Origin of the sequence: 'Fragaria x ananassa' phyllody phytoplasma, assembly GCF_018274325.1 — a bacterium.
Lineage (GTDB): Bacteria > Bacillota_I > Bacilli_A > Acholeplasmatales > Acholeplasmataceae > Phytoplasma.
Window position 1 is genome coordinate 1 of sequence record NZ_JAGVRH010000004.1, and the last position, 25,166, is coordinate 25,166.

At 22.6% G+C, this 25,166-nt stretch carries 20 protein-coding genes, 1 tRNA gene and 5 pseudogenes; 17 read left to right on the plus strand and 9 right to left on the minus strand.

All coding sequences use genetic code 11. The annotated features are described in order from the left end of the window. The 7 genes and pseudogenes from J8J04_RS03130 to J8J04_RS01605 form a co-directional block, all read left to right on the plus strand. A pseudogene (locus tag J8J04_RS03130) lies at positions 1–185 on the plus strand (hypothetical protein); the annotation flags it as partial. A 62-nt stretch (positions 186–247) separates the two neighbouring features. Then, entirely contained in the window at positions 248–433 is a 186-nt protein-coding gene (locus J8J04_RS03135; RefSeq protein ID WP_225885813.1) for a hypothetical protein, read from the plus strand. Positions 434–460: 27 nt separating this feature from the next. Beyond that, positions 461–790 (plus strand): SVM family protein, encoded by a 330-nt coding sequence (locus tag J8J04_RS01580; RefSeq protein ID WP_212331392.1) that lies wholly within the window; start codon positions 461–463, stop codon positions 788–790. Positions 791–953: 163 nt separating this feature from the next. Further along, positions 954–1,100 carry a hypothetical protein gene (locus J8J04_RS01585; RefSeq protein WP_212331395.1) on the plus strand — a complete coding sequence of 49 codons (147 nt, stop codon included), beginning with the start codon at positions 954–956 and terminating at the stop codon, positions 1,098–1,100. A gap of 1,219 nt (positions 1,101–2,319) precedes the next feature. Continuing rightward, positions 2,320–2,699, plus strand: a pseudogene (locus J8J04_RS01595) (sigma-70 family RNA polymerase sigma factor); the annotation flags it as partial. Between the two features lie 457 nt (positions 2,700–3,156). Then, positions 3,157–3,963, plus strand: a complete 807-nt coding sequence (locus J8J04_RS01600; protein WP_212331397.1) for a hypothetical protein — start codon at positions 3,157–3,159, stop codon at positions 3,961–3,963. A gap of 1,185 nt (positions 3,964–5,148) precedes the next feature. Further along, positions 5,149–5,394 (plus strand): SVM family protein, encoded by a 246-nt coding sequence (locus tag J8J04_RS01605; RefSeq protein ID WP_212331400.1) that lies wholly within the window; start codon positions 5,149–5,151, stop codon positions 5,392–5,394. Between the two features lie 867 nt (positions 5,395–6,261). Here the strand turns inward: J8J04_RS01605 and J8J04_RS01610 are convergent. From J8J04_RS01610 to J8J04_RS01640, 7 genes are all read right to left on the minus strand, one after another. Further along, positions 6,262–6,744, minus strand: coding sequence for an NUDIX hydrolase (locus tag J8J04_RS01610; RefSeq protein WP_212331402.1), 483 nt, complete (start codon positions 6,742–6,744; stop codon positions 6,262–6,264). Between the two features lie 387 nt (positions 6,745–7,131). Next, positions 7,132–7,986 carry an ABC transporter permease gene (locus J8J04_RS01615; RefSeq protein ID WP_212331404.1) on the minus strand — a complete coding sequence of 285 codons (855 nt, stop codon included), beginning with the start codon at positions 7,984–7,986 and terminating at the stop codon, positions 7,132–7,134. A 29-nt stretch (positions 7,987–8,015) separates the two neighbouring features. Then, positions 8,016–8,963, minus strand: a complete 948-nt coding sequence (locus J8J04_RS01620; protein WP_308705531.1) for an ABC transporter permease — start codon at positions 8,961–8,963, stop codon at positions 8,016–8,018. 85 nt (positions 8,964–9,048) lie between these two features. Beyond that, positions 9,049–10,611: an ABC transporter substrate-binding protein gene (locus tag J8J04_RS01625; protein ID WP_212331408.1), complete on the minus strand. Its 1,563-nt coding sequence runs from the start codon at positions 10,609–10,611 to the stop codon at positions 9,049–9,051. Positions 10,612–11,342: 731 nt separating this feature from the next. Beyond that, positions 11,343–12,146 carry an ABC transporter ATP-binding protein gene (locus J8J04_RS01630; protein ID WP_212331411.1) on the minus strand — a complete coding sequence of 268 codons (804 nt, stop codon included), beginning with the start codon at positions 12,144–12,146 and terminating at the stop codon, positions 11,343–11,345. After that, a complete protein-coding gene (locus tag J8J04_RS01635; protein ID WP_225885814.1) occupies positions 12,143–13,075 on the minus strand; it encodes an ATP-binding cassette domain-containing protein in 933 nt (310 codons plus the stop codon). The genes J8J04_RS01630 and J8J04_RS01635 overlap by 4 nt, the downstream gene beginning before the upstream one ends. Before the next feature lie 172 nt (positions 13,076–13,247). Further along, positions 13,248–16,355, minus strand: coding sequence for a cytadherence high molecular weight protein 2 (locus J8J04_RS01640; RefSeq protein ID WP_212331414.1), 3,108 nt, complete (start codon positions 16,353–16,355; stop codon positions 13,248–13,250). A gap of 815 nt (positions 16,356–17,170) precedes the next feature. On the opposite strand from J8J04_RS01640, the gene glnS reads away from it, so the two are divergent. The 3 genes and pseudogenes from glnS to J8J04_RS03360 all read left to right on the plus strand — a co-directional run. After that, entirely contained in the window at positions 17,171–18,805 is a 1,635-nt protein-coding gene (gene glnS, locus J8J04_RS01645; protein ID WP_425305783.1) for a glutamine--tRNA ligase, read from the plus strand. Positions 18,806–18,896: 91 nt separating this feature from the next. Continuing rightward, a pseudogene (locus J8J04_RS01650) lies at positions 18,897–19,083 on the plus strand (UvrD-helicase domain-containing protein). Between the two features lie 475 nt (positions 19,084–19,558). Further along, positions 19,559–19,720: pseudogene (locus J8J04_RS03360) on the plus strand (UvrD-helicase domain-containing protein); the annotation flags it as partial. 407 nt (positions 19,721–20,127) lie between these two features. Here the strand turns inward: J8J04_RS03360 and J8J04_RS01660 are convergent. Then, positions 20,128–20,268, minus strand: coding sequence for a hypothetical protein (locus J8J04_RS01660; RefSeq protein ID WP_212331512.1), 141 nt, complete (start codon positions 20,266–20,268; stop codon positions 20,128–20,130). A gap of 186 nt (positions 20,269–20,454) precedes the next feature. Between J8J04_RS01660 and J8J04_RS03365 the strand changes: the two genes are divergently transcribed. From J8J04_RS03365 to J8J04_RS01685, 7 genes and pseudogenes are all read left to right on the plus strand, one after another. After that, entirely contained in the window at positions 20,455–20,592 is a 138-nt protein-coding gene (locus J8J04_RS03365) for a 3'-5' exonuclease (RefSeq protein WP_425305784.1), read from the plus strand. A gap of 557 nt (positions 20,593–21,149) precedes the next feature. Further along, positions 21,150–21,242 (plus strand): annotated as a pseudogene (locus tag J8J04_RS03370) (hypothetical protein); the annotation flags it as partial. Positions 21,243–21,254: 12 nt separating this feature from the next. Continuing rightward, positions 21,255–21,512, plus strand: coding sequence for a hypothetical protein (locus J8J04_RS01665; protein WP_212331418.1), 258 nt, complete (start codon positions 21,255–21,257; stop codon positions 21,510–21,512). After that, the gene (locus J8J04_RS01670; RefSeq protein ID WP_212331420.1) at positions 21,509–21,745 is read left to right on the plus strand and encodes a hypothetical protein; all 237 of its coding nucleotides are present in this window, start codon (positions 21,509–21,511) and stop codon (positions 21,743–21,745) included. The genes J8J04_RS01665 and J8J04_RS01670 overlap by 4 nt, the downstream gene beginning before the upstream one ends. A 336-nt stretch (positions 21,746–22,081) precedes the next feature. Next, complete coding sequence (trhA, locus tag J8J04_RS01675; protein WP_225885815.1) at positions 22,082–22,768, plus strand: PAQR family membrane homeostasis protein TrhA; 687 nt, start codon at positions 22,082–22,084, stop codon at positions 22,766–22,768. Between the two features lie 196 nt (positions 22,769–22,964). Next, positions 22,965–24,188: an acetate kinase gene (locus J8J04_RS01680; protein WP_212331423.1), complete on the plus strand. Its 1,224-nt coding sequence runs from the start codon at positions 22,965–22,967 to the stop codon at positions 24,186–24,188. 37 nt (positions 24,189–24,225) lie between these two features. Then, a tRNA-Ser gene (locus J8J04_RS01685) sits at positions 24,226–24,315 on the plus strand. A 160-nt stretch (positions 24,316–24,475) separates the two neighbouring features. Here the strand turns inward: J8J04_RS01685 and J8J04_RS01690 are convergent. Beyond that, positions 24,476–24,682, minus strand: coding sequence for a hypothetical protein (locus tag J8J04_RS01690; protein ID WP_212331426.1), 207 nt, complete (start codon positions 24,680–24,682; stop codon positions 24,476–24,478). Positions 24,683–25,166 lie beyond the last annotated feature (484 nt).

A 25,166-nucleotide genomic window follows, 5' to 3' on the forward strand; every position in this document is an offset into this window, starting at 1 on the left:
TTCCAAAGGAATTAATAAATATGATCAAAATTAAAAAAATAATCAAATGGTTTTTCTTAATAATTATTTTTATCATTGTCGCTTTGATTGTTTTTATCATCTTAAATGAAACAGGGGTTATTCAACTTCCTAAAGATCCTATTCCTATCCTAGATAAAACTGATATTAATAAAATCAGTGAATGAAAAGAAAATGATCATAACGGCCGAACTAATTATATGATCGAATTTTATTATAATAAATTCGATTGCTTAATGGCATTGGTTATTACCAACAACAATTTAATGATAAAACTAATAAAAGTTCTTTTGAAATAATAACTATCCAAGACCGCCTCCCTGTTCGCCGTACTTTATCCTTCTTCAAAGATAAACACAATAATGATAAAACCAAAGAAGCCGAAATGAACAAAAAACACCCTAGTGGGTGGTAAAAATAAAAATTAAAGGAGATTTGATTTATGGTTCAATTAAAAAAACAATTAAAAACAATTTATCTTTGTTTAATTGCTTTTATAGGATTATTATTTATAGTAAATAACCAAATATACGCATCACCTGGAATAAATTTAGATATAAGAAAAACCCAATTCGAAGAAGAACAAAACAATTTGATGCAACAATTAATAAACACTTTTAATAATATGACTTTAAATTCAGAAACGCGTTTAAATAGAATGCGTCAAATTTCAGCAAGAATAGATATAGTACAGAATAATATTAGAATTATAAATCAACAAATAATAAGACGATACCAATATAATCAACAAAGACAAAATAACCAAAATTAACACAACTACTATAATAACAAAAAATTACAAATACTACAATAATAAGACCCTACAGGGTCTTTTTCTTTTGCCCAACCCACACACAATAACTGTTTAGGCCATTAACTTAAATTAAAAGGAGTTTATAAAAAAACAAACCAAGAAAGAAAAGGAAAAAAAGAACATGAACAAACCACAACAACAATTATATTTTTATGGTCTTATGGTCCTTATTATAACCTTACTTACCACAATTCAGTTTACTAAACATAAAAATTTAAAAGAACATATTGATCTTAATTACAATCATTTAAAAGATAATATAAACTAAGTGGATTTAAAATTAGAAGCATTTAAAAAAAGAAACAAAAGAAAATTTTACTAAAATTGATCAAAAACCAAAGATTAACAAAAATAAAAAATTAGAAGAAGAAAAACAAAAAGCTCAAGAAACTAAGAAACTATAGAACCTATTAAAACACCAGTAACTGAAACAGTTGTAGAACCTGTTAAAGAAAAATTAATAAAATGTAAAAATATTGATGGTTCTATTGAAGAATTTGATGATAATGAAAAAAAATTCAAAGAAATAGATAAAAATGGTCAAGTTAAATATTTTAAAACTAAACTTTATAAAACAGTTGCAGATTTTAAAAAATTAGGGGTTGGAATTTATGATTTAATAAATGTTGGATTTACAATTGAAGAATTAAAAGCTGCTTGATATACAGCTAGAGCATTAAAAAATAATGATTATAGAGCTTGGGATTTAAAAAATGCTGGTTTTACAGCTAAAGATTTAAAAAATGCTGGACATTGGTATACAATTAACGAATTAAAATATGCTGGGTATACAGTTGAAGAATTAAGAAATGCTGGATTTACAGTTTAAGATTTCAAAGTTGCTGATTATACAGCTAAAGAATTTAAATAAAATTTAAGGAGATTTAAATGTCTAGAATTACAATAATTTCAGATTTAAAAGATGCTGGACCAATGAAGAATTATAACAAAGAACAACATCAATAATAAAATATTTATCATTCAAAGACCCTCCAGGGTCTTTTTCTTTTACCCAACCCAACACACACAACAATTGGCTAGGCCATAAAATTAAAAACCAAAGGAGGCAAAAAGACATGACTCAAAATAAATCCCTAAAAAAGTTTTATTAATCATTCTCTTTTTAAGTTCTATCTTCTTTAATAATTCTATCTATACTCATAACTATTTTCATAAACAAACCAAATCCAAAATAAAACTAGCGGACTACCAAACCCTCCAACAAGAATGGTTAGCTTATCAACCCAAATTAAAAAGATATGACATCAACATCCTAGAAACAGCCGACATCCCTAACATCTTAAAATATTATGATGTCACTTGCACAGGCGCCTTTTTCCACTCCTTTGCCGTGTTCCAAAAGTTTAGACACTTTTTACTTTTTAAAAATTTTTTAAGACTAATGATTAAGTCATTAGTCTTTTTTCTTTTCAAAGACTAAAATAATTTTCATATCTTTTCAAAAGATATTTTTGGAAAGGCATAAAATGTTAAGACAAGAATTATTTAAAGAATTTTTAAAAAATAAAAAGAATTTAGAAATTCGTAATCAATTAATCAATTTACATTTACCGTTAGTAAATAAGATAGTAAACAGATTTAATATTATCCGCGTTTATTAGAAAGAAAGGAATTATACCAAGAAGGAATCTTAGGATTAATGAAAGCTCTCAATAATTAACAAAATTTAGGTTATGACTTTATTGCTTACGCAATTCCAAAAATAAAATTTGCAATCAATAAACTGATAAGAAAAAGCCACTCCCCTTCAATGCCTCAAAAAACCCATAAATCCAATAACACCTCTTTTAGAGAAGAAAAACACGTTTGGCATTATCAAATTCCTAATCCTCATCAATTGTGGTTAGGATAAGCTCCACGAAAATGGAACCAGTTAAGAACAACACTGTTTTAGCATTAATCTTAAAACCGACTCCCTTTAATTCTTGATGAACTACCTGATATACTAAACTTCTTTTTCTAATTCTTGTAGTTGTAATATATCAGTTTTGTTTGCATATTTGAAACAATGCTTTTTCCAAGTCATTATGTGGCCTTAGGATTAATGCTTTGTTCTATAGTTATCGATAATAACTATTTTTAGAAATTTTTAGCCATTTTATTAACTGGTTCTATTTTAATATAGATTATCACATTTTTTGAACACTTACAATTCAAAAAAACAGAATAATAGAAAATGATTATTAAAACTTAAATATTTGTTATATAATATTTCTATAAGAAGAAATTTCTTTATGATTTATTAACAATTTAATTTTTTTTCTTATAAAATTATTAAAAAAAGGAGGATTTTTGTTTCTTTAATGAAAAAAGAAAATAAAAATTTTTTTAAAATAAATTTTAAGTTATTTTTTATTTTAATTATAGCTTTATTATTAATAAATAATAATATTTTTGCTAATACAAATAAAAATGATAAACCATCTCCAAAAATTACTTTAATACCGCAACAACTATTTCATGAAATGAATCATATAATAACACCATTTTCAGATGAACCACCTATACCTATGCCTAGTTTTTTTGTTAATAAGTTAAATATTTTATTATATCCTCGCAACAATGAAGAAGGGATTTCTGAGAATAGTAAATTTGTTTTTTGTCATAAAGAAAGAAACAATTTAAAATCAATTAAAGAATATAAAAATAATATTAATAATAATGATGATGATTATGGATTAAACGATGAATTTGTTTATACATATAATTCTAATGAACAAATTGAAGTTACGACAATAGATTCTAACTCAATAAATTTTGAATCTTATAGTTATTATAATAAAGATCAAACATTAATAAATATTAATGCAAAATTTTGCAATGTTACATGTATACATTATGTTCCTACTTATAAATTAACTCAAAATAATGAATTGTTATTAGATGATGTTTTCATATATAATCAAGATGATACATTAAATTCTTTATATGATTATACATATAGCCCTACAAACGAATTATTATTTATAACATATATAAAACACTCTAATAATCCTAGAGAAAAAACTAAAAAAATTATTTACCGTAATATATATAATTCAAAAGGAGAAATAGATAAAATTGAAAAATGTGTAAATAATTATGTTATTGAAATTATGAATAAAAATTAGTAAAAATTATCAAATTTTGATTTGTAAAATTTGAAATGTATTTTAAAATTTTATATAACGCATATATAAAAAAATAGCAATTAAGATCAACTTTTAAGTTGATTTTTTTTGTTTAAAAATTAAAATGCAACTTTATTATTCTTTTGTTTGAGTCTTTAAAAATTCAATTGATAAACATTTGATAAACATAAAATTAGTAATCAGATTAAATAATAAAAATTAAATAAATAGGAATAAATAATAAAATAAAGATGATATTAGTAATTAAAAATATGGATATTTTTTTTTGGGGTAGTTGATAGAGAGGTCTAATTTATATAATATATTTTTCTTGTTGACATAAATCTATTTTAAGTTATATTAAAAGTAATCAATAGACAATTTGTTTTTTTGAGAAAAAATTATATTTTTTTTCTTAAAAAGTGTTGTTCTTAACTGGTTCCATTTTCGTGAAGTTTATCAATATAAAATTTTTTCTTTAAATTTAAACAAATAAAATTGTATAATAATAGTAATTAATTTTTTTAAAAGAAAATATAATTTACTATTATTATCGGAAAGGCCATTAAAGAATGAAATTTTTTTAAAATTATAAAGAATTTATTATAGTTATAATTTTTGTTATAATTTTCATTACAATTAGATTTATTTTAAGAAAAAAAAGCAAAAAAAACAAACTTAACAAAATCCATTGTTTAATCATAAACCATAATACAGAAAAAAAGAACCAAACATAAAATAGAACTTCTAAAAACTAAAATTAAAATAACTAAAAAGATAAATTTGATAAAATTGCATCTTATATCTTATCTGAAAACGAACATGAAGTATTTAACATTAACCAACCTTTCTTCAAAAAAAATAACCGTAATTGAAAAAAACAAGAGAATCACAAAAAAAAATATTATCATATAGAAAAAAAAGATAAAAGGGAAATCGTTGAATTACAACAAGAATGTGATTATTATAATAAACAAATAAGTGAACTTGATCAGAAAAGAAAGAAGATAAAAACAAAATCGAGGGATTAAATGGCGTATTATCAGATACAATCAAACTCAGAGATTTATTGCAACGTGATTATAATAATTCACAAAATCTTTAGAGGAAAATCATTTAGAAAATGTAAGCTTCTTCTACGTAATTATCTCATCTGAGGAATAAATAAAGGAGATTTAATAAATAATGTTTAAATTAAAAAATCAATTTAAAACAATTTATTTTTGTTTAATTACTTTTATAGGATTATTATTTATTTTTAATAATAATCAAATAATGGCGATGAATAACCAAGATAATATTTCAAACAAAAAAAATAATAATAATGAAACACCTATGCATAAAGATTTTCAACAACAAAATTTATTTAAATTATTTATTGAAAAAATAATTATTAAATTAATATTTATAAAAATTAAAATAAATTTTTAAAAAAATAAACCTTTTTCAATTTTCAAATTTAAATAATTAAAAAAACATCTTTTAAATTATTTTTACGAGATTAATTAAATTAATAAAACAGAAATGAAAAATAAAGTGAAATAAACTAACAATCCACATTTTATCACCCCCTCAACTCCCTTTATGAAATCACCTCAAACGAGGAAGAAGATAAAAGGAGAGTTAATTCGTGTTTAAGTTAAATAATAAATTTAACATAATTTATCTTTGTTTAATTACTTTTATAGCAATATTATTTCTTTTTAACAATCATCAAGTAATAATATCGATGCCAAACAAAAAAAGAAAATAAACAAATTTTAAAAAACCCCTATTAACAAAGAAGTTAATAAATTTTTTAGATTGGCAAAAAAAAATAATTCAAAACATAAAACAAAAACATCCAAATTTACAAAATGCTTTGTTAATTTGAAAAGATATGAAATTATAACTTAATTTTAAATCTTAAAGAATAATTTTAAAAACAAAAGTTGTACTAAAAAAACGGAATACCGTAATAATAATTAAAATAAAAGTTATTATAAAATTTTTTATTTTTCTTTTTTAATTTTGTTTGGAAGTGTTTGAAATAATCTCCTTTTTTGATTTTTTTAAAAATAAAAATTCATTAATTTAGTAATAATACGTTTTAAGAGGTGATGTCTTTATGTATGTTAAGTCAATTAAAGATAATTAATAAGACAAAAATCCAAACTGCAAGCAGTTTGGATTTTATTAGTAAATATAAATAATTATAATAGTTTTAACAAATAAGTGTTTATAATTAAATAATTGATAAATCAAAAGTAAATCAAGAAATTAAGTTAAATATTTGATTATTATATTAAATTAATATATCTAACTTATTGTAGGTAAATTTTTTATTTTTTTATTTTTAATTGCTATAAATTCTTTTAAAAAAATTTTGTCAATTTCCATCATTTTGTTTATTGGCAATTTTTCTTCTTCAAACCATTTTAATCTTTTTACTTCTTCTTTTTGTATTTTCATTTTACCTTCTGTTTTAGTTACAACAAAAGCCATAACAATAGGATAGATAACATCGTTGTTAGGATAAGCAATGATAAATTGTTTTCCTGTAAAAGTTTTAAAAGGATATATTTCTAATGCTTTTAAATTAGTTTCTTCTTGTAACTCTCTTAAAGCGGTTTCTTGGGCAGTTTCCCCTAAATCCATGGCTCCACCATTAAGTCCCCAAACTTTAAAATCATTTCGAAATTGTAAGAGGTATTTGTTATGTTCATAAACAATAATGGAAGCCCCTGGAGAAAATAAAGGATCATGTCCTATTTTTTGACGTATTTTTAAATAATAACTCATTTTTTTAAAAAAACTCTCTTTTCCGTTGTTTTGTTTGATTTATATTTTTATATTTCCTTAATTGGGTTAATTTTTAACTTTAAATATAAATTAATATTTGATAAAAATTTAATTAAAATAAAGAAAAAAAATATTTCTAATACTACATTATTTTAGCAAATATTTTTAAAATTATAATTTTTTTTACTTCTTTTTTTGTTTATTTTATCTAAGTTTTATATTGTTAGGGAACGTTATGAGAGCAAATAATAAAAAAAAGACTGTAGACAGCCTCTTTAATAAAATAAAACTAAGTTTTAATTGTTTAATAAAAATAGTATCAATAGTAATTATTGATCATTATTTATAATTGTTAATTATGAAGAAATTTGGATTTTGCCTAATATATTAATTTTGTTTTTTAGGGTTAAATAAATTAATTAAACCTTTACCAATTAAGTTAAAAGATAAACTAGTTAATAAAACAATAATAAAAGGACCAAAAAATAAATGAGGATAAAAACGCATATCACTTTTAGAAGAACTTAGTATGTTGCCCCATTCAGGAATAGTAGGGTCAAGTCCTAAACCAATAAAACCTAATCCTGAAATGGTTAAAATAACAGTAGCCATTCCAATAGTAATTCTTGTAATAATAATAGGGTAAAGATGAGGCAAAATATGTTTAGTTAAAATTGAAAAATGATTAGCTCCTAAAGCTTTTGCAGCTTTAATAAAATCTTTTTGTTTAATTTTTAAAGTATTTGATCTTATAATACGAATAAAAGCAAAAGTATTAGAAATACTTAAAACAACTACTAATGATAATTTACTTTTATGTAAAAAAAACATAATAATAATGGCTAAAATAATATCTGGAAAAACTATTAAAATATCACAGATAAAATTAATGATATTATCAATAATACCGCGAAAATAACCAGATATCATTCCTAAAACAGTTCCTAATAAACTTGCTAACATAATAGCATAAAAACCAATTGTCAAAGAAATTTTAGTTCCTGCTAAAACACGACTGAATAAATCATAACCGGTGGCATCGGTTCCCATCCAGTTAATCCAATTAAAACTTTGTAAACGTTTAAAAGAAGATTTATCAGGATTATACAAAGAAGTTAAAGGAAATAAACAAATGGTTAAACATAAAAGAATTAAAAAAACACATCCAAAAAAAATACTTTTATTTTTAAGACAATTTTGATAATGTTTTTTAAAATTCAATATTTGAGAAATATATTTCATTATTGATGGTGATATCCTTCTAACATTTTTTATCCTTTTTTATTTATTTTAGGGTCTAACCAAAGATAGAATAAATCTAACAATAAATTCCAAATAGCAATAAACAAAGCTAATAAAATAATACATCCTTGAATAACAGGAAAATCCCTATTTTCAAATGAACGAATCATTAAATTACCCACACCTTTAATATTGAAAATATATTCAGTAATAATAGAGCCACCAATTAAAAAACTTAAGATTAAGCCAATGTGAGCGACAATAGGAATTAAAGCATTTTTTAAAGCGTGTTTAAAAATAACTTTTGTTTTAGATAATCCTTTGGCATAAGCAACAGTGATATAAGGTTGATCTAAGCAATCTATCATAGTTGTTTGTGTAGTTTTAAAGATAGGACCACTAATAGCCAAAGATAAGGTTAAAATAGGCAAAACCATTTGTTTAGGGGTGTTAAAACCAGAGATAGGGAAAAGACCCATATAATGGCCTAAAGTAATTTGTAATAAAAAACCAATAACAAAAGTAGGGGCTGAAATAATAATAATAGCTAAGAATTCTAGACAAAAGCTTTTTTTGGTTTCTTTATAAAAAGCAGCTAAGACTCCGCCAACAATTCCTAAGCAGGAACCAAAAAAACAACTTAAAAAAGCTAATTTAAAAGTATTACTAAAAGAATTATTAAAAAGAAATAAAACAGATTCTCGATTACCATTATAAGAATTTCCAAAATTAAATTTAAAAAAGATGTTTTTAAGATAATTTTTAAATTGGATAAAAACAGGTTGATCTAATTTCAATTCTTTTTCTAAAATTCGTCTTTGTTCAATTGTTGACCCTTTTTGACCAAACATTGAGGAAATAGGATCACCTGGAACTAATTTCATTATAAAAAAACTAATAAAGATCACTGTTATAAACAAGATAGCAGTATAAGAGATTTTTTTAAAAATATATTTTATCAAAAAATGGTACCTCAAAAATTTAGAATAGTTTTTTATTTAATTTATAAAAGTGATTTGTTTTATCTTTATGAAAATTTAATATTACTAACTATTTTCATAATTATTGTTTTCTAATATTGGTAAATTCAAAATTAGAAAAATCATCTGTTTCAAATCCTTGAGTAATTTTTGGAGAAGTAACAACGTAACTAGGAATTTTATACAAAGGAATGACATAAACTTGATCATGAATATATCGACTTACTTCTTGAATTAATTTTATATATTTATTTTCATCATCAATTTCTATTGCTTTCATTAGTTTATCTTCGATGTCTGTTTTATCTTCTTCGTTGATGTGACATAAATTAGTTTGATTATTGTTTGTTAAAAAATAATCCATTAAAGATTTATGACCATATTCCATTTCATGGTTTTCTTTTAAAAAAATCATGTGATATGGAGAATCATCTTTTAAAGAATCCGTAAGTAAAGTATTAAATTCTACAGGTGACAAAGTTGCATCAAAGCCGACATTTTTTAATTGTTCAATAATTTTATTTTGTAATGTATAATCGCGTCCACTTGATATACCAATATTTAATTTCTTGTTTTCAAGAGTTAACTTTTCTACATATTTTTTAGAAGCAACAATATCTGTTTGATAACGACCTAATTTAGGATTATTACCTTTCAATTCATTTGGTAAATAACTATTTAAAATTTTAACAGGGAGTTCTAAATCATTTTTTATTTTTTCAAGATTTAATGCTTGATAAATAGCTTTTCTTGTATCTTTGTCAATAATTTTTTGTTTATTAATATAAATATAAGAACTAGTAATAGAATTATTTTCTACTATTTTAACTTGATCGCCTAAATTTTTCTTAAGATCGTTAATTTTAATATCAGGATATGTAAGGCATCCATCCAAAGCACCATTTTGAATTTCTTGTAAATTAGTGTCATCGTCTTTAGAAATTTTTAAATTAATTTGCTTAGGACTGTTTTTAATTCTTTCTTTATTATAATAGTTATCAAATAATTCAAAATTTAATTTGTGATCTGGTTCATACTTAATTAATTTATAAGGACCTGCGCCAATTTTTAATCCTTCTTTTTCGTTTTTTTCAACCGCTTCTTTGTTTAAAACATTAAAAAAACGATAAAAAACGAATTTTTTCCAAAGGGGATTTGTTTTTAAAGTCACTTTAAAATTTTTATCATCAATTTTATCAATTTTTTCTATTTCTAAAAATTGTGGATGTTTTTTATTTGTTCCTCTTTCAAAGGTGAAAATAACATCATCTGTTGTTAATCGATTGCCGTTGTGGAATAAGATATTATCTTTTATTTTAAAAGTTAATTCTTTGTTTTTTTCTTCAATCAAGTCAGCCAAACGAGGGTGGATTGTTCCGTTTTGATCTTTATACAATAAAGTATCATGCATAATGGAAAAAGTATGATGTGAATAAGCAGAATTTGTATGTGCACTGGAACAAACATCAAATCCTTTAATATCTGATGGCATAGCAATATTAACAGTATCTTTATTATTGCTAATTTTCCAAGGTTTCCAAATCAATAATATTGTTGATAAAACAGCCAAAGACAAAACGGTTACCAATATTATTATTTTTTTGTTTTTGTTAATATTTGCTTTAACCTTTTGATTCGTTTTCATAATTATTTATACAACTTTCATTTTTTTTTATATTAATAGTTAACATATATTTGATTGCTAAAAACAAAAACTTATTAATTTTTGATGACAAGGGTTAGCTTGTTTAAATTAGAATGAAATAATTTTAATTAATGCTTATAATGTTTAATTTTTATTAAAAAAGAGTATCTAAAATTTTTTTTATAAAGCCAACAAATTTCCTATTTGTTTTAAAAAAATGAATCTTTTAATAAAAAATATTAAAATTATAATGATAAATTAAATATTTTTTACACTAATAGCAATAAATAGTTTATAACCAATGCTATCCTCCCTTCTATATTATTTTGAGTCGCTTTAATTTTTTAATTTATAGCCATTTTTGTTTGTTTTGTAAAAAAAGTAAACAAAAATGGCTATTAACTATAATTATACATCAAAAAAACAAATTTTATGCTCAAATAATCTTGATATCTAATCAATTACCTTGTTTTTTTATATTTTAAATCATATTGAATTAAGAGTTAAAAAAAACAAGCGAAACACTCATAAATAACTTTTTTCTATTTTTTTTTGCTGGTTTTAAACTAATTTTAAAATAAAAAAAGAAAAATAATTAGTAATTCAATTTGTGTTGATGGAAATTAAAAAATTTGATTATCTAAAGCATTTGATAAAAATATTGGTTATTAAAATATTAAAGATTTGTTTATTTTATTGCATTAACTTTGGTTTTACCCCATTCTATAAGTTTAATTTTTTTGATAACTAAGTCCTGTTTTTAAAAAATTAGCTAATAAATTTTTAGTATAAGGATGTTTAGGATTTTGCAAAATTTCTTGTGTCGGTGCACTTTCTACTATTTTACCTTGGTGCATAACAATAAGATCATCGGCTACTTGCGAAACTACTCCTAAATCATGAGTAATAAATAAGACAGCTGTTTTTTCTTCTTGTTGTAAAGCGTTGATTAAATTGATAATTTCTTTTTGAACAATAACATCTAAAGCAGTAGTAGCTTCGTCAGCAATTAAAACTTTAGGTTGACAAACTAAAGCCATAGCAATCATAATTCTTTGACACATTCCACCTGATAATTGATGTGGATAGGAATTCATAACCCTTAGTACATTAGGTATTTTAACTTTTTCTAAAATTTCTAAAATTTTTTGATAATTTGTTTGATCATCAATATTGCGATGAAGTTTTAAAACTTCCATAATTTGATTTTTAATTTTAAAAACTGGATTAAGGCTTGTTGTAGGATCTTGAAAAATCATAGCTATTTCATTACCGCGAATTTTTTGCATTTCTTTTTCTGAAAAATCAGAAATAACTTGATTTTCAAAAATAATTTCACCTTGATAAATGGTTTGATTTTTTTCAAATAGTTTTAAAATAGAGATAGCTGTTTGACTTTTGCCACTACCAGATTCTCCTACTATTCCTAAAGTTTTTCCTTTTTTGATTTCAAAAGAAATCCCTTGAACAGCTTTAATTAAACCTTGTTGTGTTTGAAAATAAGTATGTAAATTATTAACTTTTAATAGACTCATGCTGTTTTAGCTCCTTTGTGGATTTCTTTTTTTTGGTTTTTTGGGTTTCTTAAAGTGCAAGCAATAAAATGATAAGGTGCTACTTGATGCCAATCTAAATCTAGTTGTCCCTTTTGAAATAAAAAACTAAACTCTTTATTTTCATAAACGATTTCATGCTCTTTTAAAGCTTTATTTTGAGTTTTTAATTTAGGAATAGCATTTAATAATTGTTTAGTATAAGGGTGAAATGGATTTTTAAAAATAGACTCTGATTTAGCAATTTCAATAACTTTGCCTAAATGCATAACACAAATACGATCACTTAAATAACGGGCTACTCCTAAATCATGAGTGATGAATAAAAACGTTAATTGATAATCTTTTTTTAAATCATTCATAAGACTTAATATTTGAGCTTGTACAGAAACATCTAAAGCTGATATTATTTCATCGCAAACAACAAATTTAGGTTTAACTATTAAAGCTCTTGCAATGGCAATTCTTTGTCTTTGACCACCTGATAATTGATGAGGATAACGTTCATAAAATGAAAGGTCAATGCCACATTTTTTCATGATATCTAAAATCATTTGTTTATATATTAAATCTTTACGATTTTTAGCCATTTTATGGATTAAAAGCCCTTCTCCAATGATATCTGATATTTTAAAGCGTGGATCAAGCGAAGCAAAAGGATCTTGAAAAATAATTTGTAAGTCTTTTCTTAAAGTGCGTTTTGTTTTGTTATTAGTCTGAGTTAAATCAATGATTTTATCATTATCTTGATGATAAAAGACATGTCCTTTAGTAGGTTTTTGCAATTGTAAAAGCACTTGTCCAAAAGTAGATTTACCTGAACCAGAACCACCAACTATAGCTAAAGTTTCTCCTTTGAAAATAGATAAATTAATATTTTTATTAGCTTTTAAGAAAACATTGGTTTGCAAAAGATTTTTTTTGATAATAAAATTTTTAGATAAATTTTGAGTTTGAATTAAAATTTGATTGTTATTAGTAATTGGAATGACCTCCCTATTATTTGGATTTTTTTTATTAAATTATCAATATATTATTTTTTTAAGTAGGTTAATTGTTTTTTAATTATAATTTTTTTATTTTTTAAAAAAGGTTTTTTTCAAAATGAATTTGTTGCTTAATTTTTTGCTTATTTTTACGGTAATAGATATTGATTTCTTTATTTTTTTGATGTTTTTGACGCCATAAAGACCATTGAATCATCATTTTCCTAAATTTTTGTTTAAAAAAAGGAATCTTTATTTTTTGAGATATTTTTTTTTGATTATGTTTAATTTGGTTATCTATTTGGATAATTTTTTTATTATAATTTCGATCTTTTTGATTCATTTTTTTATATATTTTTTCTTTTTTAAAAGCAAAATTTTTATAAATTTCATGATTTTTTTTCTTAAGGGTTTTTTTTGTATTTTCAAAAAATAATTTTTCTTTGTTTTTGAATTGTAATAAACTATCTTTTCTCAAAGTGTCTAATTTTTTTTGTAATTTTTTTTGAATATTTTCCCAAGATTTTTGTAAATCATTTAAAGCATTTACTAAATTTTCATTTAATAGTTCTATTTTTTGTTTTCTTGAGTTGGTTTTTTGCAATAATTCTTGTTGTTTTTGAGTTTTCTTTTTTTCGATTTCGTGTAATATTTTTTTTTGTTTTGCCAGAAATGTTTTTTCAATAAAGGAATTAATGATTTTATCTCTAGGTGGATTTTTTTTTAATAAAAATTCTTCAAATTGAAAGGATTGGTTTTCATCTAATTGTTCTTTTATTTTAGATGTTGCTATTTTTGGGTTTTGTGGTTCGAAAATAGAACATAGATTATTTTGTTGCAAAATATGTTCTTGATAATAAAAATAAAGAAAAATATCTTGAATTGTTTTTTTAATTATTGTTTGTAAAGTTTTTAAAAATTTACATAAGTGGTTTTTTTGGGAACGGGATAAAGAATCTAATGTTATTTTTGGAGTATCGCAAGGTAATTTTTGCCATAAAAACAAAAGTTTTTGTTGCAATATTTTAATTTCATTGATTTTTTGATTATGGATTTGAATATATTTTTTTATTTTTTGTTGATAGTTATTTTCTATTAATTTTTGTTGCTGTTTAAGTTGATGATTTTGTTTATTGAATTTGTCTTTTTGAATGTTAATTTGACGATAAATTTGTTCTAAAGAGTTTGGTAAATGATTCCAAAAAAATCTATTAATAATATTTTTAATACTTTTTTTTTGAATACTTTTATTTTGAATAATTTTATTTTGAATGTTTTCGCTAATAAAAGATAATTGTTTTTCATAAAAAATAATAATTTGTGTGATAATTTCTATTTTTCCCAAATTTTGCTCTTTTTGATAATGATATTTTGTTTGATTCAATAAAGAAAGATAATCAAATTGTTTTTCTACAGAATTTATTAAATGATTGTCAACAATGTTATTGATTTCATTTAAAATATTTTGTTCTAAGGGAAAAATTTTATTTTTAAAAGCAAAATCCAAACAGTTTATTTCTTGTTGTAATTGTTTTAAAATAATGGTTTTATCTTTGTTTTGGGATTGATTTTGCTTGAGGAAATTTAATAATTTGGTTAGATGGTGTTTTCCACAAAAAACTTGTTTTTTAATAAGATAATTAATGTATATATTTTGTAAATGGGCTTCTTTTAAAAAAAAATATTTTTTATTTGTTTCTTGAAGTTGATAAATGATAAAATTATCTTCCCTAAACAATTGTTCAACATTAAATTCATTTTCTAAAAAGCCAATTTCTTTTTTTAATTGGGTGATTTGAGTAAAATAATTAAAGTAAATTTTTATTTTTTCTAATTTAAGTTGCAAAACAATACTTTTGTTTTTGAACTCAAATAAGTTTTTATTGTGAAAAAAATTATGATAATATTCGATTTGGTTCTTATTATTGATTTTTTTCAAAACTAAAGCATTCTTGCGATAAGCAAAAAATGTTTTTTGATAATTGTTTTCATTATCAAAAAGAGCGCTTTCTTGTAAATGCAAATTTAGAATTTGTTTAATTTGTAATTGAATATCATTTATTTTTTGAGAAAATAAATAATTTAATTTTTGTTTTTGATAATAATGAATTTTGTTTAATTTTTTTTTGTATTTTTCATGAATTTCATCTTGTTGTTTTTTTTCTAAATGCCACCAATTTATTTCTTTTTGGTGATTTTGATTAAGGTAATTATATTTTTTTTTCCATAAAAGCATCTTTTTTAAATAAGATAACTCATTTTCTTCTTTTGTGTTAAAAAGGTGGTTTTTTTCTTTTTGATCTTTTGTATTTAAATGAAATTCAACAAATGGTTGATTTAAAAAAGGAATAGGAATTATTTTTTGAAAAAAAAATTGTTGTTTAGTTTGAATTTTATTTTTATCATTTTCGTAGTTATTTTTAATGACATCATAAAATTTATCATGTATATTTAATTTGTGTTGATAAATTTTATGAGTTTTATTGATGTTTTTTTGGTATATCTCTTGTTTTTGGTTATATATTACTTCAAGTTTTTTTGAATTATTTTCTTGTTTGTGTGATAATTTTTGCAAAGCTAATTCTAATTGTTTAATTAATTCTTTATTTTTTTGATTTAATGAAAAGTCTTTAGTATAAAAATTTTGTTTTAAAACTTGGTGATTTTGAATATTTTTGATTTCAAATTGTTTTTTTTGATTTTCTAGTGAAAGCAATAAATAATTAATATTTTCTTTTTTTTTATTTAGTTGAGTTAAAAGATGTTTTTCTTTTTTGTAATTTTGTTTTTTTTGGTTTTCAATTTCTTTTTGAAATGCGCTTTTTAAATAATTAATTCTATCGTTATCTTTAATTTTGTGGTTTTTTATTTCTTGGGTAAAAAAATCTTGATTTTTATGATTTTGAAGATTTTTTTGTTTTAAAATATTTTTTCTTTTGTTTTCTAATTTTTCGATTTTTTGATAAATTTCAAGAATTTTTTTTTGATATTTAATTTTTAGTTCTTTTTTGTGGAATTCATACTCATTTTGTAATTTTGCTAAATCACTTATAAAAACATTATTGTTATTAGAAAATTCATTTATGTCTATTTTGCGAAGTTTTGCAAGTGTTTCTTTTAATTTTTGTAAAAAAGGGTAACAAAAAAACATTTTTTTAGTGCTCCTTTGAAATAAAGATAATAATTTATTATAATACAACGACATAAATTTTCTTTTAAATCTAAAGAATGATTGTTAAAATTTTTCAAAGAATTACATTTCTATAGGAAATATATTTCTGAATAACTATGACTATTTTTTATCATTGTTTTTAATATAATTAAAATTGATCTTATCTAGATAATTATTTTTTTGACCTTAATAATTATTACTATTCATCATTACTTTTAGTATAACATAATTAAAATTGATTTGAAAATAAAATAATAAAGGATTTGATATTTTTTATTTTTCGATAATGTTAATTTATATTTTTTTTGTTTTTTCATTTATTTTTTTCAATAATTAGATAATTTTTTTTACTTTCGTTTAGTTCTTTTGATAAAATCTTTACTAGAGTTATTTTAATTTTTTTATTTTGCTGTTATATAGATACAATTATTTAAAATTATGTAACTAGTAAAAAAAGTAAAAAAATAAAATAAAAACTCTTTATCGAATATTTAAAAAAGTACATAAAAGTTGATGGTTCATGTATAAAAAAATGCACTGTACAAAACTAATAAAAGCCAATAATTAAGAAATAATTTAATGGTTAAACAATTAAAATTTGTTTTATTTCAGGTTTAATTATTGTACTTTTTACTTTCAAAGTAAAGTTTATGAAGTTTATTTATAAAAAAGCAAAGTTTATTTGCAATCAAAAAGTTTATTTATAAATGAAATTAAAATAAAATAAAACAATAAGAAACCAAGAAACAATAAGTAATAACGAAAACATTAAAATATATATATTATGTTCATATATGTTAATAATCAAAAAATATCAAATTAAAAAATAAGATCAGGATATAAAAGTAATGTTGAATACAGAAAAAATGCAAAAAATTTCTAATTTTATCAAGACCATTATTCAAAAAGATTTGGAACAAAGGAAATATAATAAAATTATTACTCGTTTTCCTCCTGAACCAAATGGATTTTTACATTTAGGACATGCACGTGCCATTATTATTAATTTCGAATTAGCCAAATATTTTCAAGGTAAAACCATTTTGCGTTATGATGATACTAACCCCTCTAAAGAAAAACAAATTTATGTAGATGCTATTTTAAAAGATATTCAATGGTTAGGGTATCAACCTGATCGTATTTCCTTTGCTTCTGATTATTTTGTGTTAATGTATCAAAAAGCTCTTTTTTTAATTAAAAAAGGTAAGGCTTATGTTGATAGCCTTACTTCTGAACAAATTACTAAATCAAGAGGTACTTTGTTGGAAAAAGGAACTGATTCCCCTTATCGTAATCGCAGTATTGAAGAAAACATATCTCTTTTTGAAAAAATGGCAACAGGAAAATTTTGTAATGGTAGTAAAGTTTTACGAGCTAAAATTGATATGGGAAGCCCAAATCTTAATTTAAGAGATCCAGTGCTTTACCGCATTCTTTCAGCTGTTACTTTGAAACAAGAACATTGGCATATTTTCCCTACTTACGATTATGCTCATCCTTTAGAAGATTCTTTTGAAAACATTTCTCATTCTTTATGTTCTTTAGAATTTGAAGATCATCGTCCTTTATATGATTGGGTTATTAAAGAAACACAAGTAAAGCATATTCCACGTCAAATTGAATTTGGACGTCTTAATTTAACTCAAACTTTAATGAGTAAAAGATACTTAAAAGAATTGGTGGACAAGAAAATAGTTACTGGTTGGGGCGATCCTAGAATGCCTACTTTATCAGGAATTAGAAAAAGAGGTTATTCTCCTCAAGCAATTAGAAATTTTGTTTTAGAAACAGGATTATCCAAAGTTAATTCACAAATAAAAAAGGAAATGCTAGAATCTTTTATTCGTAATGATTTATATCCTCAAGCTTTACCGAGGATGGCAGTTATTAACCCTTTAAAAGTAACAATTATCAATTATTCTGAAAATAAAATAGAAGAACTAAAAGCCCCTTTTTATCCTAAAAATTCCAATCAGGTTCAAACAAGAACTATTTACTTTTCTCGTCATTTATATATTGAAAAAGATGATTTTGCAGTTGTTAAACCTAATTTAAAATATAAAAAATTAACTTTAGGAGAAGAAGTTCGTCTCTTTCATGCTTATTTTATTAAAGCTTGTGATGTTGTTAAAAACAACGAAGGAGAAGTAATTGAAGTTTTGGTAACATATGATTGTAAAACTCAAAGTGGTAGCAGTTTTAAAGAAAGACAACCTAATGGTACTATTCATTTTGTAGAAGCAACTACTGCTTGTCCAAGTACTTTTAATTTTTTTACTCCTCTTTTAACAGAAAATGGTGATTTTAATAATAACTCTTGGCAAATCAAAAAAGGTTTTGTCGAAAAAAGTTTACAAAAAACGACTTTAAATGCTACATTACAATTTTTAAGACAAGGTTTTTTTGTGTTAACTCAAGTAAAAGAACAAAAACTTATTTTTAATGAAATAGTTAGTTTAAAAAAAATAACAGTTATCAATTAGTTTTTATATTTTTTTATGTTAACAAAAAATCAAAGGGATAAATATGTTTTCTCAAATAGATAATTAGTTAAAAAAATTAAATCCAAAGCAAATGAAAGCAGTAACTTCAAAAGCGCTAAGTTTTTGTTTAGTAGCTGGAGCAGGAACTGGAAAAACTACTACTTTAATCATGAAAATAGCTTATTTAATCAAGAAAGAAAACATTTCTAGCAAAAATTTTAGCTCTTACTTTTACTAATAAAGCAGCTAATCAAATGCAAAAAAAATATTACAAATAATTAATTGCTCTAATCAAGAAATTAATATTTGTACTTTTAATGCTTTAGGACATGAAGTTTTAAGGAAATTTATTCATCTTTTACCTTTTGGATATCAAAAAAATTTCATTATTATATATCATTGCGATAGAAATAAAATTCTTAAAATTATTTTAAAATAACTTAAGTTAAATCTTAAATTTTCTGATATTTCGAAATTAAAACGACGTATTTCATTTATTAAAAAAAAAAAAAATAAAAGATGAAGAATCTTTTCTTAAAAAAGCTATATCTTAAAAAAGCTATAAAAACAGAATCTACTAATCCCTTTGATCTTGTTTTTTTTAAACATAATTTATACAAAAAAAATAAAGATAAATATCAAAAATATTTACAAATTCATAATTTAATTGATTTTGATGATTTAATTTTATATACTTATAATTATCTCCAAGTAAAGAAGTTATATCAATCATAATTTTAATATCTTTTAGTAGATGAGTTTCAAAATAATGATTTTTTTCAATATAAAATTTTAACTTTTTTGTCAGAAAAAAAATCGTTATATTTTTGTAGTTGGAGATCCTCTGATCAAAATATTTATTCCTTTAGAGGATCTTGTTTTAAAAATAGTCAGTTATTTTTTAAAGCATTTTGACCCACAAATATCTTTTTTAGAACAAAATTATCATCCTTTACCCAATATTTTAACCAAAGCAAATCTTTTAATTAGTTTTAATTAAGAACATCCTTTTAAAAAAAATAACTAGCGCACAATATGAACAAAAAGAAGAGATACAAGTTGTTTCTCAATTTTTTGAAAATTATTATCTAGAAGTACAATATATAGTTCGCAAAATTCAAAGAGGAATAGGTGATAAGTACTCAATAATTTGAAAGTTATTTATTTTTGCTTTGGGAATTAACATTAATATACCTTAATTTTAAGGTTTTATAACATAAAAATAAAAAAAACCAGCTTTTTTTTATCCTCTTTTTAAAACAATTCTTCCTGCAATAGCTACATTTATTTATTTTTCTTACTTAGCTATTGAAATATAACCTTTATGAGCTAAAAAAAATACAAACAAGAATAATAATGCCTAAAACAGGTAATAAACAATACATAAAAAAACTGCTTAGGGTTAATTTTTTTCTTCTAAAAAATTTTATTTTGGAATAATAACGTTTAATATTTCTTGCCATTTTGAATCTCCTTTTTTAATTTTTTTATAAATAGGGAAAATAACTTTTTTCACTTATCACCTATTCTTTTCAAGTTTTATAGTGAAAAGCAAAAAAATATTGTTATCAAGATTTTGCTATTTTATACCGTAATAATGTCATTGGTAAAATTTTAGAAAAAACCTTTCTTAACTGTAAATATCCCTTATATTTTTTTTTGATAATCTATCTTTTTATCAAAGAAAAATCATCAAAGATTTTTTAGCTTATTTGCAAATGATCATCAACCTTTTTCAAGATTTTTATTTAAAAAGGATTATTAATATTCCTAAAAGACAAATTTGAAAAGTATCTTTAGGGACATTTAGAAATATTTACTAAAGGATAAAAATTTATCTCTTTTTGAAACTTTACAACATCTAGATTAAATTAAGATTACTCAAAGGGCTAAAAAAACAATTAAAGCAGTTCCAAGACTTGATTAAAGAAATCAACATTAAGATAATTAAAAATCAATTTCATAGTCTTGGTGATATAATTACTTATGTTGATCAAATAATTTGTTATTCTTCTAATTCAAACCCAAATTCAAGCAAAAGATAAAGATATTGATGAAAAACAAAAAGTAGATAATTCATCCATTTTTTATATTGAAAAATTAAAAAATGTTTTAGTACAATTTGAGCAAAATGCAAAAGACAATCATTTTAAAAAATTAGCTAATTTTTTAGAACAAATATCTTTATATAACGAAAAAAAATAAAGAAATTAATCAAAATAAGCAAATCAATGATTATGTGAAATTAGCTACTATTCATAAAGTTAAAGGATTATAATTTAAAGTTGTTTTTCTTGCGGCTTTAGAAAATAATATTTTTGATTTTCATAAGTTATAAGAATTAGCAGAATCAAGGCGATTAGTTTATGTAGCTGTTACAAGAGCGCGAAAGAAATTATTTTTTAAAAGGAACTTATCAAATAAACTTATATGGTAAAATTTAGATCATTTGCCATCAATCTTTTTAAAAGAAATGGGCTTTTGTTTTACCAAAAATAATTCTAATGTTCAATATCTATTTCAAAAAGGAAAACAAGTAAAACATCATCTTTTTGGTTTAGGTGTTGTTATTTCATTGCAAGAAAAAATAATAATTGTTCAATTTTTAAATCCGCGAAATATTCAAAAATTTGAAAATTATAACAAATATTTACAAAAAATATCGTTTAAAAACATATTAAAAAAAGAAGGAGAATATAATTTATGAATACACTACAAACACAAATAGTAGCAATGATAATTATTTCTATTTTAATTATTTTAAATATTTTATTTTTATCCAACAATAATGATGCAGTTTCTTTTTCAAGCAGTTCTTTTAGTTCAAATCAAAGTCGTAAAATTAAAGGAGAACATTTTTTTCTAAGTTGTATAATGACTCTTTTAACAATTGCTTATTTTGGAATTTCCTTTTATAATAAGCATTATCTTGCGGTGTAATTATATTATAAAAAAAATTTAATTAGATTAATTATTTTGTTATTTGTATAAAATAAGAAAAACGAAAAAAGAAACCTTTTATTTGATTGTTTGATATTTCTCATTTCATTGCCTTTCATTTTGTTGCATTAACTTTTAATCTAAATTTATTTTTTTTATATATTAAAAAATGTTATCTTAAAAGTTTTAGTATATGATAAAATATAAGAGAGTTCTGTTTTTTTACATTTTATATTTTTTTTTGAAATGATATATTAAAATTTAAACATCGTGGATGCATTATTGATTTAGTAAATATAATTAAAAACTATTAGGTAGGGAGGTTGATAAGTTATTTTGAAATGGCCTATCAAATCAAGTGACCAACAAACATTAGGTGAGGAAATTGCTAATACTATTTCTCACGGTTTAATGATCCCTTTAGGGATTTTTATCCTTGTTTTTTTTAGTATTGAGGCTTCTAAACAAAGAACACTCGCGACTAATTTTATTGTGTTAATTTTTAGTATATCAATGATTATTCTTTATTTAATGAGCACTTTATTTCATGCTTTAGCTTTTACTAAAGCACAAAAATTTTTTCAAAAAACCGATCATATCAGCATTTATTTATTGATTTGGGGAACTTTTGCTCCTATTTTATTGCTTTTAAAAGAATTGCAAGAACCATTTTTTAATTTATCTATTACAAAAGGACAATTTTTTTTTATTTCCCAATGTATTTTAGTGTTATGTGGCATTCTTGGAAAAATATTTTGGTTTAACAAAGGAAAGAATCTTCACATTGTATTTTATGTTTTATTGGGATGGAGCGGACTACTTTTTTTCCCAAAATTAATGGAACCACATAATAAACGAATTTTGCTTTTTATTTTTTTAGGGGGAGTTTTTTATAGCTTAGGTGTCTTTTTTTATGTCAAAGATAATAAAAAATATTTTCATTTCATTTGGCATATTTTTGTCATGTTAGGAACTTTATTTCATGTTTTAGGAATATATTTTTTATTAAAAAACTTAAATTAAGATTTTTGATAAAATTTTAAAATACATAAAAATATGATTTAAATTCAATATTTCACAATTTTACCTTTATTACAATAATTTCAATGAATTAGAATTTATGAATTAAATTTAAAAATATCAATATACAAAAAAATGATAAATTTTAAAATAAATAATTAACACAGCTAAACAAAAAAACAGAAAAGAGAAAAAATATATGAAAATTATTTCGGTAAATTCAGGTAGTTCGTCTTTAAAATTTCAATTATTAGAAATGCCAGAAGAACAAATGATTGTTTCAGGTGTAATCGAAAGAATTGGCTCTACACATACTTCTTTAACCATTAAAACAAATTTGCATAAAGAGACTAAAACATTGCCTGTTCCTAATCATCAAAAAGCAGTTGAATTATTGTTAAATATTTTAATTCAAAAAAAAATTATTAATCGATTAGAAGAAATTGAAGGAGTTGGACATCGAATTGTTCAAGGGGGAGAGTTGTTTACAGATGCGACTATTTTAACTGATAAAACAATTGCTCAAGTGGAAAGCCTTAATGATTTAGCTCCTTTGCATAACCCAGCTAACGTTATCAGTATTAAAGCTTTTAAAAAAGTATTACCTCAAGTTTTACAAGTTGGAGTTTTTGATACAACCTTTCACCAAACTATTCCTAAAGTTAATTTTTTATATGCCACTCCTTATTATTGGTATCAAAAATATCAAGTTAGAAAATATGGGGCTCATGGAACATCTTATAAATATGTAACTGCCAAAATACAGTCTATTTTAGGCAAAAAAGATGCCAAAATAATTATTTGTCACGTTGGTAATGGAGTTTCTTTGTGTGCTGTTAATTCTGGGAAATCTTTGGATACTTCTATGGGTTTCACTCCTTTAGAAGGGGTCCCAATGGGTACTAGAAGTGGTAATATCGATCCTGCAGTGATTAAATTTATTGCAGATAAAGAAAACAAAAGCATTGACGATATTATCGATGATTTAAATAAAAAATCTGGTTATCTTGGTGTTTCAGGGATTTCAAATGATTCTAGAGATATTTTAGCAGAAATTGAAAAAGGGAATCCTCAAGCTCGTTTATCTCATGATATCCAAGTAAAACGTATAGTTGATTATATTGCTAGTTATTATGTTTTATTAAAAGGTATTGATGCTTTAGTTTTTACTGCTGGAATCGGTGAAAATTCTGTTTTTTTTAGATCAGAAGTAATTAATCGTTTAGAAGTTTTAGGAATTAAATTAGATGAAAAAAAGAATAAAACTCAAGGAAAAGAAACCCTTATTACAACTCCTGAATCTCTTATTAAAGTTTTTGTAATCCCTACTAACGAAGAACTTGCAATTGCTCAAGATGTTTTACGATTACAAAAAAGTTTAAATAATGATAAAAAAAGTGATGATTGCCCTTATTGTTGTTAATTATAATTAAATCTTAAAGTCTTTGAAAGACTTTTTTGGAGGAATACTCAAGTGGCTGAAGAGGCACGCTTGGAAAGCGTGTAGATCTAATCTAGATGCGAGGGTTCGAATCCCTCTTCCTCCGCCAAAAACTAAAATAATTAAATAATATTTATTAATCAAACTAAAAAAACACCATTAACTTTTAAAAAATAATCAATCACTCAAGTAAATATTCTTTAAAGTTTTTCTCAAAATTAATATTTAACTTTTTTTAATCTTGGTTAATCATCAAAAGAATGAATATATCATTTTAAGATATTTTTTTGACCCAATTCTTTTAAAATTTGGTCTAAAATTACTTTCACTTGAGGATTAACAAAAAGAATATGATTTTTATCTTTAAAATGAGTTTTCTTACTACAGTTTTTTAAAACTACAATTTTTAATTTTCGTAGATCAACTTTTTTTAACATTTTACGAATTTTTTGTTCTTTAACTTGTTTTTTTAACATTGATTCCAATCTTTGTTTATTTTTTAATTTTATTAATCTCTATAAAACTGTTATATAATTTATTATTAAAATTTATTTATAAAAAACACTTTATATTTATTTTTGAACCATTAATTTATGAATTTATATATTGAAAATTCTATTTAATTAAAATTATTTTTATATTTTAACCAATCTCCATTTAATTTAATAATTAGTTTTATTAAACAAATTTGTTATAATTTTAATTATGTAAAATACAAATAAAATTATTTTGTATTGAATATGATTTCTTCAAATAACTTTAATCTTTTTATAATTAGACATAAACTCTCTTTAGTAATAAGAAAGAATTTTTAATATATCCCTCTTATTATAAAAAAAAATTCATAGAAAGAAACAACAAAATAAAAATAGTTATTAATGTTATGAAGCGAATTGATAAGTTTTGTTTATTATTTAATATAAATTTCAATTTTGAAATTAACTTTCAAAAAAAGAAAGT